Genomic DNA, 11,705 nt, shown 5'->3' on the forward strand with positions numbered 1-11,705 from the left:
GCAACGCGCCCCGCGCACCGGCGAACGAAGCGCGTTGCGGACGTCAGTCCGTCGCGATCGCTGAGAGGACGTTCATGCGCGAAGCGCGGAACGCTGGGGCCAGGGCGGCCAGGAGGCCCACCACCGCCGCGCCGACGAAGACCGTGACGATCGTGGACCACGGGATCGCCAGCGTGCCCAGCCCCCGCAGGGCCAGCAGCTTCTGGGCCGCCGTACCCCAACCCATGCCCAGGCCGAGGCCGATCACCGCGCCGAACAGGGCGATGACGACGGACTCCAGGCGGATCATCCGCCGCAGCTGGCGGCGGGAGAGCCCGATCGCCCGCATCAGGCCGATCTCCCGGGTCCGCTCGACCACCGACAGGGCGAGGGTGTTCACCACCCCCAGCACCGCGACGATGATCGCCAGCCCCACCAGCCCGTAGACCAGGTTGAGCAGTTGGCCCAGCTGGTCCCGCAGCAGCTTCTTGTAGTCGGCCTGGTCGCGCACCTGAACCTGCGGGAAGTCCCGCACGGCCGCCTTGAGCCCGTCATACGCGGACTGCGGGTTCTTGTGGTCGGCCGCCGTGGCGAACAGCATCACGTCCTGCGGCACCAGCTCCCGCGGCACGTACCGCCGTACCGTGTCCAACCCCACGTACATCGCACCCTGGTCGAACGAGGTGTTCTTCGAGGTCACCGCGTCGATCCGGAGCTGGGCGGTGCGACCGCCGGGGAACGCCGCGGTCAGGGTGGAGCCCAGCTTCAGCCCGTGGTCGTGGGCGAACGTCTCGCCGACCGTCATGCCGCCCTCGGTGTACGCGTCCTTGACCTGGCCGGAGACCACCGGCACCCGCAGGTCGTCGGCGTACGTCGGGTCGGTGGCGGACAACGGCTTCTTGGCCTTGGTACCGTCCGGCAGCGTCAGCACCACCGGCAGGTCCTTGTACTCGGTGACGTGTCCGAGGCCCGCCGTGCCCTTGACCGCCTTGACGACATCGGGCGTGAACGCGCCGGAGTCGGTGGAGATGATGAAGTCCGCGCCGACCGACTTGTCGATCTGCTCGTCCGCCGAGGCCACCATCGAGGAACCCACCACCGACAGTCCCGAGACGAGCGCGAGCCCGATCATCAGCGCGGCGGCGGTGGCACCGGTACGACGCGGGTTCCGCAGCGCGTTGCGCTGCGCCATGCGGCCGACCGGGCCGAACGGCCGCAGCGTGACCGTGCCCAGCACCCGTACCACCCCGGCCGCCAGCAGCGGGCCGATCACGATGAAGCCGACCAGGGTGAGCAGCACGCCGAAGGCCAGGTACACGCTGCCGGTCCCGGCGGCCTTCGCCGCCCCCGCGGCCACCAGCGACGCCGCACCGGCACCGGTGAGCAGCAGGCCGATCACCGACCGCGGCACGGTGGACCTGCCCGCCTCCTGGCCGCCGCCCGCGTCGCGCAGCGCGGCCATCGGGGAGATCTTCGCGGCCCGCCGGGCGGGCAGATAGGCCGACACGAGCGTGACCAGGACACCGATGACCGCACCCGCAACGGGAGTTGACCACTTGACGGTCAGCTCGCTGGTGTCCAGGTGCATGCCCATGCCGTTCATCAACCGCATCAGGCCCACCGCGATGCCGATGCCGCCCGCGATACCGAGCGCGGAGCCGAGCACCCCGAGCAGTACCGCCTCCACCAGCACCGAGCGGTTGACCTGCCTGCGGCTGGCGCCGATGGCCCGCATCAGGCCGATCTCCCTGGTGCGTTGGGCGACCAGCATGGAGAAGGTGTTGACGATCAGGAAGATGCCGACCAGCACGGCGATCCCGGCGAAGCCGAGCATGCTGTCCTTCATCACGTTGAGGAAGCTGCCGACGGACGACTTGTTCTCCGCCGCCGCCTCGGCCTTGGTCTGCACCTGGTAGCCGCCGCCCAGCGCGGTCATCGCCCGCGCCTTGAGCTGGTCGTTGGTCCGGCTGCCGTCGCCATACGCCTCGACGGAGCTGAACACGCCGCTGTGGCCGAGGAGTTCACGCTGTGCGGTGGGGGTGTCCAGGAACACCATCGCCGCACCGGGGTTGGTGGTCTGGAAGGTGGCGATGCCGGTGATCTTCTGGGTGAAGGTGCCGTACGCGGACATCACCTTGACCTCGTCGCCGATGCCCAGGTGTGCCTTGTTGGCGGTGTCGGCGTCCAGCAGTGCCTGGCTGGGACCCTGCGGCGCCCGTCCTGAGGTGAGCTTGAGCGCGGCGTTGGGGGTCACCGTCCAGTTGGAGGCGATGGTGGGGGCGCCGGAGGTCGGGCCGATGTTCTTGTTGGTCCTCGGGTCGACCAGGGTGACCTGGGTGGACGAGGCGACGCCCAGCGCGTTCTTCACGCCCGGCTCGGCGGCGATCGTGCCAACGGTGGCGGCGGGCAGGGTGGACGGCGGCGAACCGGCGTTGTTGTCGCTGTTGCCCGCGTCCTTGGGTTTGACGGTGATGTCGGCGGAGGTGGTGGCGAAGAGCTTGTCGAAGGTGGCGTTGACGGTGTCGGTGAACACCAGCGTGCCGCAGACGAACGCCACGGAGAGCAGGACCGCCACGGCGGACAGCGCCATCCGGCCCTTGTGCGCGAGGAAGTTGCGCAGCGAGGTCTTCAGGACGGTCACGAGGTCCTCCCGCGCGCTTCGACGTGCTCGTCGGGGGTCCGGGGGTCGTCTCCGGAGAACTGCAGCATGCGCTCGAAGACCAACTCGGCGGTGGGGTTGGCCATGTCGTCCACGATCCGGCCGTCCGCCAGGTACAGCACACGGTCGGCGTACGAGGCGGCCATCGGATCGTGGGTGACCATCACGATGGTCTGACCGAGGTCGTCCACCGAGCGGCGCAGGAAGCCCAGGACTTCGGCACCGGCGCGCGAGTCGAGGTTTCCGGTCGGCTCGTCACCGAAGATGATCTCGGGCTGGGCGGCGAGCGCCCGGGCCACCGCCACGCGTTGCTGCTGGCCGCCGGACAGTTGGCTCGGCCGGTGCTTGAGCCGCGCGCCCAGGCCCACGGTCCGCACGACCGTATCCAGCCACTGCTGGTCGGGCTTGCGGCCCGCGATGTCCATCGGCAGCGTGATGTTCTCCAGCGCGTTCAGCGTGGGCAGCAGGTTGAACGCCTGGAAGATGAAGCCGACTTGGTCGCGGCGCAGCCGGGTGAGCTGCTTGTCCTTCAGCTTGCTGATCTCCGTCTCGCCTATCCATATGCGGCCGGAGGTGAGCGAGTCCAGTCCGGCGAGGCAGTGCATCAGCGTCGACTTGCCGGAACCGGACGGCCCCATGATCGCGGTGAACTGGCCGCGGGCGATGTCGACATCGACCGCGTCGAGCGCGACGACCCTGGTCTCCCCGGTGCCGTACGCCTTGGTCACCTGCCGGGCCCTCGCGGCGACGGCCGTGCGCCCTCCGCTGCCGCCCGCCCGGGGAAGTGCTACAGCCGTGGTCACGTGGTTTCTCCTGAAATGTCGTGGGATCAAGCGGTGTGTTCAGCGTCGCCGACGGGGGGTGTCCGACGCGATGGGGCAGGACTCCGGTTCGGGATGGGGTTTTCCCCACCCTTGAGCCGCGGTTCGCCATCGGTACGGCAGCGGTGCCATTTCAGGCTAGGCAGCGGTACGGCCCCGCTCCTCCTCCCCCGGGACGAACCGGGGGTATGAGGGAGGACAGGGCATCCCCTAGGGGGCACCGCGCCATACGAACGCCGCGGCCCCCGGCGAACCGGGGGCCGCGGCGGTGGACTTCGGTGCTACGGGCGGTCGGTGGTCTGGTCGGGCAGCGGTCGGCCGGTGAGTGTGGACAGGCTGGTGCGCACATGGGCCAGATGTGAGCGGATCTCCTCGCAGTGGATCTCGTGCTCGCGCAACTCCCGTTCGCTGTCCCGGGCGACGCGTTCGGCCATGGCGTGCGCCTGGGCCGCGATCGCCGCGGCCTCGGACTCCGCGTCGGCCTGGAGGCGGGCGGCCGTCTCCTCCGCCTCGGCGTGCGCGTGCTGCGCGTCCGCGAGCAACCGCTCCGCACGGTCGGCGAGGTCGGTCAGACGGCTGTCCACCGCCGCCTCGCGCTCGGCGAGCTGGCTTTCGAACTCCGCCAGCCGCTGCCGCTGCTCCTTCTCCTGCTCGGCGACGGTCCGCGCGACGTCCTGCCGTACGCCCTCCAGGGCGCGCTCGGCCTCCTGGCGGATGCGGGCGGCCTCCTGTTCGGCCGCGCCGCGTACGTCGGCGGCGTACTTCTCGGCCGCGGCGCGTACGCCCTCGGCGGCCTCGTCGGCGGCGCCGCGGCGCTGCCGGGCCTCGGCCTGCGCCTGTTCCCGCAGCTCCCTGGCGACCTGTTCGGCCATCCGCATCGAGCGCTCGGCCTCGGCCTGCGCCCGCTCCCTTACCTCCGCGGTCTCTTCCTCGACCATTCTCAGCAGCCGCTGCGCACCCGCGCCCAGGGCCTCGTACGTCACCGGTCCGAGTGCGTCCAGGGCCGCTCTCAGGCCGCTGGCCTCGGCGTCCATCTCGTTGGCCAGGACGGTCAGGCGGGCGGCGCGCTCCCACGCCGCGTCGCGCTCCGCGGACAGGGCGGCGAGGAAGGCGTCAACCTGCTCGACCCGGTAGCCGCGGCCCCGGGAGGCGGTAGTGAAGCCTTCGGGGGTCATCGACATCACCATGCTCAGCCCCTTGTCTCCTGTAACCCGCCCTATCTTTCATGATTTGGGCGAAATAATCATGCCGCAACACTCCGCTGACCCCCTACCCAGCTTGCGTCACGACGCGCCCGAGACGCCTCATCGCTGGGTCGCGGTATCGCGCCCCAGCGCGCCACCCTCCGCTCCGCGCCGCAACGTGACGGACGCCACACGCCGAACACAGCGGCGCGCCCCGCCGGTCCCGGCGGGGCGCGCCCGTTCGCCCAGTCCTCGGCGGACCGCTACAGCAGCCCGTCCCACATCTGTTCAAGCAGCACCGACCACCAGTTGTCCGGCGAGGCCAGCGCCGCGGGGTCCAGCGCGGCCAGCTGGGACTGGAAGTCGACCGTCCAACGGCCCGCCTGGTCCGGCGTGAGCCCCAGCCGCAGCCGCCACATACCGCCCAGCAGAGCGAGGCAGCGGGCGAAGTCCGGCAGGCTGGTGTTGACGAACTGGGCGGGGCTGGACTGCGCCCCCGCAACCGCCTCCAGCGGCACCGCCATGATGTGCGCCGTCCCGTACTGCACGCACAACTGCCGACCGAAGTCGTTCCCCATCACCAGGTACGACGCCGCGTCCGGCGCCGCCGGAACACCGCGCTCGGCGGCGACCTCGGCAAGCGTCGGCACCGGGCGGCCGGGCTGCGCCTGCGCCCAGAAGAACGGCCCGAAGTCGGTCGGCAGACCGGCCCACACCAGCGTCTGCGCGACGATGTCGGGCACGCCCTGGCGGGCCACCGCCCGCTGGTCGAACCGGAACACGCCTTGCGGGCCGAACGTCTGCGCCAGCTCCTGCCCGATGGCCTGCAGCGGAATCGGCGCGACGCGCTGCACCTGCTGCGGGTTGGGCAGCGGTACGCGCTGCGGGCGCGGGCGCGCCGGGCCGTCCGCGACCTGCGCCAACTCCCCCTGGTGGGTGAGCAGATGCTGTACGCCCTGCTGGCGCGAGGCGTGGTCACGGCCGTACGGCGCGGTGTGGCTGATCCGCACCTGCGGCCAGGTCTCGCGGATCATCCGCGCACAGTAGCCGCCCGGCAGATCACACGACTCCAACTCGGTGTGCAGTTCCAGCACTTGCTGCGGCGGCACGTTCAACGCCCGCAGCTCGTGCAGTATCTGCCACTCCGGATGCGGCGTGCCGGGCGCGGAGCGGCGGATGAGCTGCTGCTCGGAACCGTCGCTCGCCCGGTAGCGCAGTACGGCCATGTAGCCGGGGCCGACCACCGGCACGCCCTGCGGCGGCTGCGGGAATCCGTAGCCGCCGGGAGCACCGGGCGGCGGCGTACCGGGGGTGCCCGGTATCGCCCCGGGCGGCGGGGGCGGAGGCATGCCGGGGCCGCCCTGGGGGGTGGCGAGCATTGTCGCCGCCGCGTGCGCCGGGGGCGGTGTGGCCGGGCCCGGCGGCGGGGGCGGCGGGGTGGCCGCGCCCCGGCCGGGGGCGCCCGTCGCGGGCGGCGGCGGGGGCGGAGGCGGCGGGGTGCCGCGACCGGCGGGGCCGCCCGGCAGGTCCGACGGGCTGGCCAGCACGGTGGCGGCGGCATGCGCCGCGGGCGGCGGCGTACCCGGCGTGCCCGGCGGCGTGCGGGGACCGGGAGGCGTACCCGGTACGCCCGGCGGCGTAGGAGGACCTGCGGGCGTACCCGGCGCGCCCGGGGTGGGCGGCGGCGTCGGGCCGTCGGCGTCCAGTGACGGCACCAACTGGGTCGCGACGTAGCCGCCCGGCGCCGCGGGCGGCGGCGTGGACGCATCCGGCGCCTTCGGCGCGACCAGCGGCGGGGTGTGAGCGCGCGGCGGCATCGCCTTGGACGTCTCGGCGTCCGCGATGTCGACCGCGGAGAGCCAGCCGGGCGGCGGTGTGGCGTGCACCGACGGACCGGTGGGCGGCGGCAGGTGCCCCAGGCCCGGGGCGTTCCGCCCCGGCGGCGGGGTGCTCGGGACCGACGGCGGCTCGGGCGCGGCCGGGCCGCCGCTGACCGGTGCGTCGACGGCGGGCGCCACCCGGGTGGGCGGCAACGCGCTGCCACTGGGCAGCAGTTCGGTCTTGGCCTCCGCGCGGGCGCCCGGCGAGGCATCCGGCACGTCCGAGCCGCTGACCGGCGGTGCCAGCACCGTGGCGGGCGGTGCGACGGAGGCGGACGCCACCGAGGCGTCCGAGTCGGCGTTGGCGTCCGCCCAGGGAGTGGCCGCCGCAGGGGCGGCGGGCGGCGGGGTGGGGGTCGAGCCGGTCGCCGTGGAGCCCTGGTCGGGCGAGGCCTTCGGGGCCGAACTCGCCTCGGCCGCGTCGGAGTTGCCCTCGGCGGCCTTGCCGGAGGCGCGCCGGTTGTCCGGGATGCCCAGCTTGTCGGCCGCGTCCTGCAGCCACTGCGGTGGGCTCAGCAGGAACGAGGTCGCCTCCAGGTCCTGCCGCTTGGGCGGCTCGACCGCCGCCTCCGGCTCGGGGTGCCGCGGGGCCCCGTACGCCAGCTCGTAACTGCGGATCACCTCGTCCACCGGCAGCGCGGGCCACAGCGTGGTGCGGCCGTCCTCGCGGGCTATGACCAGCCGGGACCTGGCGCCGTCGGACGTCGGCCCGTCCTCGCGGTCCTCCGCCCAGACAACATAGCCCAGGTCGAACTCCCGGACCCGTACCTCCCGGCGCTCGTACGCCGGAACGTCACCGTTGACCCAGGCCTCGGCGCGCTCCCGCGCCTGCGTGAAAGTAATCACCGGGCCGACTCACTCCTCCACCGGGACGGCCCGGGCGAAGCCGCCGTCCACCATCAGGTTCGCCACCGTCTCCAACTCCGGCGGATTGCCCGCGAGTCGCAGCAGGAAGGCGTCGAAATCATCGCCGCACGGCAGCAGTAGCGAACCGACGCGCTGCTGCGGCGAGTCCCAGCCGTCGTTGGTGTCGCGCGCGTCGTCGTACGGGCAGAACCACACCGTGCCGATCCGCTCGCCCTTGACCTTCACCGCCAACAACCCGCCCTGCACATAGCCGATGCCCAGGTAGTCCTTGGTGAGGTGGTCGCGCAGGCACTTGTTGGCGTACCGCAGGTCGTCGGTGGCCGCCTCGTCGCGTACCGCGAAGAACGGCTGGTCGATCAGCAGCCCGAGTTCCGGATCGAGCGCGACACCGACCACCGGGCGGCCGCCCGACGCCTTCAGGAAACCGCGGTAGGGACCCGGCAGCCGGTAGCCGAGGTCCTCCTCGACCTCCCGCAGCCGCTGTTCGCTGACCGCGGCGAACACCGACTCGCCGCCTTCCTCCTCCGGCTCATCGGAGACCGCGAAGTGCACGGGCCGGGTCTCCTGCAGCGGGCGGGTGCCGCGCTTGTCCTGGTCGGCGGCGGCCGTGGCCAGCCCACCGTGGTGCCGCAGCAGCGCCTTGACCTCGACGGGGATCAGCTCCATCCGGCGGCTGCCCGCGACGTGGTGCCAGGTCCAGCCGGTCGGGGTGGCCACCGGGGACACCGGAAGGGCGCTGCGGTCCGCGTCGACGGCGGTGGGCGACTCGCCGGTGAACAGCTCGTGGCCCGAGTGGAACAGGGCGGCGTTCGCCGACACGTAGTCGGTGAGTCGCAGTTCGTCGACGCCGAAGCCCTCCGGAGGATCGGCGATCTCGGCTGCGGCCCGCGCATACGGCGAGAAGTCCGGATAGCCGTGTTCGTCCACACGGACGCCCTGCGGGTAGCGGGCGGCCCGGATCGGGTCCGGGAAGTGCACGACCTGCCCGGCGTAGGCAGCGTTCGGCGGGGCTGCCGTCGCCCCGAGCCGACCAGTCGTCATGGTGGATGCCCCCTGATGGATCTGTCACTTGGGGCACAGCCTATGGGGTGTGGCAACACCCCGGACCCGCTGCCTCCACCGCTCGCCACGAACCACTGGCCAACGGCGCGCCGATGTATGGGGGTTGAGGGAGCGTTACGACAGGTTGGGCCCCAAATCCGTCACATTCCGGCCACGATCCCCACATTCTCGTCACCGTCGCGTGACGAATCTCCCGTATTTACGCTCGCCTTCCGTACCAACAGGCACATTTGGCAGGCTGGCACTCTCAACGGGGGATGCACGGGAGGGAAGCACGATCTTGCAAACAACGCAACAAGCGCGAACCGGTGCGGCGGTGGAGACGATAACCGTGGACCCGCGGCTGACCTGGAGCAACAGCGGCGGTGCGGGCACCCGCCCGCTCGGTCCGCCGCCGGTGCTGCGGCACCGGCGCGACGGCATCCTCCCCGCCGTCGCCGCCGCCCTGTCCGTCCGCGGCGAAACCCTGACCTGCACCGGCGCCAAGGGCGACACCCCACCCGAACTCCACCCGCTGGTCGCCGCGTTCCTCGCCGGACTGCCCGTCGCGCAACGCACCCGCACCGCGGGACGCTGTCCGGAACCGGTACTGCTCTCCCGCTTCCTGACCGCGCTGGCCGACAAGCGCAGCGGACGCGCCGCCCGCAAACCGCTCAGCCACGGCGAGGCCCGCAAGGCCCTCAAACACAGCAAGCTGACCGCCCGCCGGATCCGCGAGGCCGGCGACCCGGAGCACGGCGCCTACGCCCCGCCATGCCGCACCTGCGCACCACTACTCGCCCACTTCGGGGTACGCGCGGTCGACCCCACCACGGAAAGGACGTGACAGTGTTGCGAAGCAACTCGTTTGAGGGTGGCGGCGGGCGACGGGAGGGCGTGACAGGGTTGCGAAGCAACTCGTTTGAGGGTGGTGGCGGGCGACGGGAGGGCGTGACAGTGGTGCGAAGCAACTCGTTCGAGGGTGGTGGCGGGCGACGGGAGGGCGTGACAGTGGTGCGAAGCACCTCGTTCGAGGGCGATGGCGGGCAGAGCGCGGGCTCCCCGGACAAGGCCGCCGCCCGCTTCCCCGACAGCGTGGATGCCGCCCTGCGGGCGGCCGGTTGGCAGCCGAGCCGCTGGGACATAAAGCAGGCCGAGACATGGGCCGACGAACTACGGGCGTACGTCTCCCCCGGCGGCCACCAGCACGCCGTCTTCCCGGCAGCCGTCGAGGCATGGGCGGAGTTCGGCGCCCTGGCGATCCCGCCGCAGAAGGGCAAGGGCCGCGAGATCGCGCCGACCGGGCTGGTCGTCGACCCGCTGCGCGCAGTGCACCTGGCCCGAACCTTCGCCGACCTCGGGCGTGCGCTGGGCACCGAGGTGTGCCCGCTGGGCGCCGAGGCCGACGGGCAGGCACATCTGGCGATCGACGCGCACGGGCGGGTGTACGCCGTCGACCACACCGGGGACTGGTACGTCGGCGAGACGTTCGACCAGGCGCTGGTCACCCTGGTCACGGGGGTGCGGCCGATTCGGCTGTCGGTCAGCGGGTAAGCACGGGGGCGCGGGCTTCGTGGGTTGCGGCGCGTCGTAGACCGCCGGTCTGCACCGTCGTGGTTCTCGCCGTCGCGGCGGGGCTTCTGTGGGGGCAAAGCCCCACAGAACCAAAAGGCCCCAAGCTTCCAGGAGCTTCGCGCGCGTCGAAGTGGTGGGCTCTTCGCCGCCACCGGGGCCTGGGGGCTCGCCCCCAGAAGAAGACCCGCCGCGACGGCGAGCAACCACGACAACGCGGCCCGGCGGTCATCGACGGCAACAGCCCAAACAGATACGCACCGGAGGCGCCCGCTCACAGCCGGGCCGGGATCACCGCCGAGACCCGGAACCCGCCGGAGGGCCGGGGACCGGCGACGAAACCCCCACCCAGCGCGGACACCCGCTCCTTCATGCCGACCAGCCCGTTACCGCCACTGGGCAGCCGGGCCGACGGCTGGCCGTCCGGCGGGCCGTTCTCCACCAGGACCGCTATCTCCTGCGCCCGGTACGCCACCCGCACCAGCGTGCTGGCGCCCGGCGCGTGCTTGTGCACATTGGTCAGCGCCTCCTGCACCACCCGGTACGCGGTCTGCTCCACCGGCCGCGACAACGGCCGCCGGTCGCCCTCCTCCGACAGCGACACCGCCATACCGGCCGCCCGCGACTGCTCCACCAGCACCCCGAGCTGCGCCAGACACGGCCCGTCCCCGTCCGCCTCCACCGCCGCTACCGGCCGCACCACCGGCTCCACCGGGCGCTGCGAGACGGCCGCGCCCGACTCGGTGCGCAGCACACCCAGCATCTGCCGCAGTTCGTTCAACGCCTGGCGGCCCATGTCACCGAGCAACTCCGCGCTGCCCACCGCCCGCTCCGGATCCTCCCGCACCACCGACCGCAACGCCGAGGCGTGCACCACCATCAAGCTCACCCGGTGCGCGACCACATCGTGCATCTCCCGGGCGATCCGGGTGCGCTCCTCGATCCGGGCCCGCTCGGCCCGCTCCCCCGCCTTCTCCGCGAGCAGCGACAGCTCCCGCTCCAGACCGTCGGCCCGCTCCCGCAGCGTCTCCACCAGCCGCCGCCGCGCCCCCACATACAGCCCCAGCAGCACCGGCGGCGCCGTCAGACCGACCGCCACCAGCACGGTGATCGCCACCGCGGCCCACTTGGCCGCCTCACTGCTGCCGTGCCGCACCACATCGTGGTGCATCTGCACGAACGCCACGATCAGCGTTCCGGCCGCCGTCATCGTGGCCAGCGCCGATATGATCCGCCGCGGCACATCGGAGGCCGCCAGCGTGTAGAGGCTGACCACCCCCAGCACCAGGCCCATCTGCGCCGGAGTGACCGCCAGCGCGATCAGCACCACCGCGATCGGCCAGCGCCGCCGCACCAGCAGCGTCGCCCCGACCAGGAGCCCGAAAGCCACCCCAAGCGCCAGCGGAATCCCGCTACCGCGCGCGAACGAGACCCCCTCCGCCGCACACTCCAGCGCGGACACCACAGCCAGCGACGCGTCCAGGGCCAGGCTGCGCCGCCTGGCCCACCACCACCGCCCACCCCCGGGCGCACCGCCGCTCGGCGCGCCCTCCTGTTCCGTGCCCCCCGTCATCGTCATACCTGTCAGCCTAAAGGCCCGCCCCGACAACCATCCGGGCTCCCGCCCACCCATGCTCCGTCGGCCTCCGCCTGCCCGAGCGGACCCCGCGTTTTCGCCACCCACCCGACCGCCCCCATGGAA

The 11,705-nt window shown here is 72.6% G+C and carries 8 protein-coding genes; 2 read left to right on the forward strand and 6 right to left on the reverse strand.

Features of this window, described 5'->3' with window-relative positions:
• Window positions 1-43: 43 nt before the first annotated feature.
• The 5 genes from NON19_RS32380 to NON19_RS32400 form a co-directional block, all read right to left on the reverse strand.
• The gene (locus tag NON19_RS32380) at window positions 44-2,620 is read right to left on the reverse strand and encodes an ABC transporter permease (protein ID WP_255932851.1); all 2,577 of its coding nucleotides are present in this window, start codon (window positions 2,618-2,620) and stop codon (window positions 44-46) included.
• On the reverse strand, window positions 2,617-3,441 hold the full coding sequence (locus NON19_RS32385; protein ID WP_255932852.1) for an ABC transporter ATP-binding protein: 825 nt from the start codon (window positions 3,439-3,441) through the stop codon (window positions 2,617-2,619). The genes NON19_RS32380 and NON19_RS32385 overlap by 4 nt, the downstream gene beginning before the upstream one ends.
• A 299-nt stretch (window positions 3,442-3,740) precedes the next feature.
• Window positions 3,741-4,634, reverse strand: coding sequence for a coiled-coil domain-containing protein (locus NON19_RS32390; protein WP_255932853.1), 894 nt, complete (start codon window positions 4,632-4,634; stop codon window positions 3,741-3,743).
• Window positions 4,635-4,906: 272 nt separating this feature from the next.
• Window positions 4,907-7,369 carry an SUKH-4 family immunity protein gene (locus tag NON19_RS32395; protein WP_255932854.1) on the reverse strand — a complete coding sequence of 821 codons (2,463 nt, stop codon included), beginning with the start codon at window positions 7,367-7,369 and terminating at the stop codon, window positions 4,907-4,909.
• A gap of 9 nt (window positions 7,370-7,378) precedes the next feature.
• The gene (locus NON19_RS32400; protein ID WP_255932855.1) at window positions 7,379-8,431 is read right to left on the reverse strand and encodes an SMI1/KNR4 family protein; all 1,053 of its coding nucleotides are present in this window, start codon (window positions 8,429-8,431) and stop codon (window positions 7,379-7,381) included.
• A gap of 301 nt (window positions 8,432-8,732) precedes the next feature.
• Here NON19_RS32400 and NON19_RS32405 point away from each other — a divergent pair, with 301 nt between their 5' ends.
• Window positions 8,733-9,278: a YwqJ-related putative deaminase gene (locus NON19_RS32405; protein ID WP_372514375.1), complete on the forward strand. Its 546-nt coding sequence runs from the start codon at window positions 8,733-8,735 to the stop codon at window positions 9,276-9,278.
• 248 nt (window positions 9,279-9,526) lie between these two features.
• On the forward strand, window positions 9,527-9,985 hold the full coding sequence (locus NON19_RS32410) for an SUKH-3 domain-containing protein (RefSeq protein ID WP_255932858.1): 459 nt from the start codon (window positions 9,527-9,529) through the stop codon (window positions 9,983-9,985).
• Between the two features lie 292 nt (window positions 9,986-10,277).
• On the opposite strand, the gene NON19_RS32415 is transcribed toward NON19_RS32410, so the two are convergent.
• Window positions 10,278-11,582, reverse strand: a complete 1,305-nt coding sequence (locus NON19_RS32415) for a sensor histidine kinase (RefSeq protein ID WP_255932857.1) — start codon at window positions 11,580-11,582, stop codon at window positions 10,278-10,280.
• Window positions 11,583-11,705: the final 123 nt, after the last annotated feature.

Source organism: Streptantibioticus rubrisoli (genome assembly GCF_024436055.1).
Lineage (GTDB): Bacteria > Actinomycetota > Actinomycetes > Streptomycetales > Streptomycetaceae > Streptantibioticus_A > Streptantibioticus_A rubrisoli.

Bases quoted from the DNA above. Each gene is read 5' to 3' on its own strand.
- NON19_RS32400 (WP_255932855.1), bottom strand. From the start codon at position 8,431: ATGACGACTGGTCGGCTCGGGGCGACGGCAGCCCCGCCGAACGCTGCC.
- NON19_RS32390 (WP_255932853.1), bottom strand. From the start codon at position 4,634: ATGACCCCCGAAGGCTTCACTACCGCCTCCCGGGGCCGCGGCTACCGG.
- NON19_RS32415 (WP_255932857.1), bottom strand. From the start codon at position 11,582: ATGACGATGACGGGGGGCACGGAACAGGAGGGCGCGCCGAGCGGCGGT.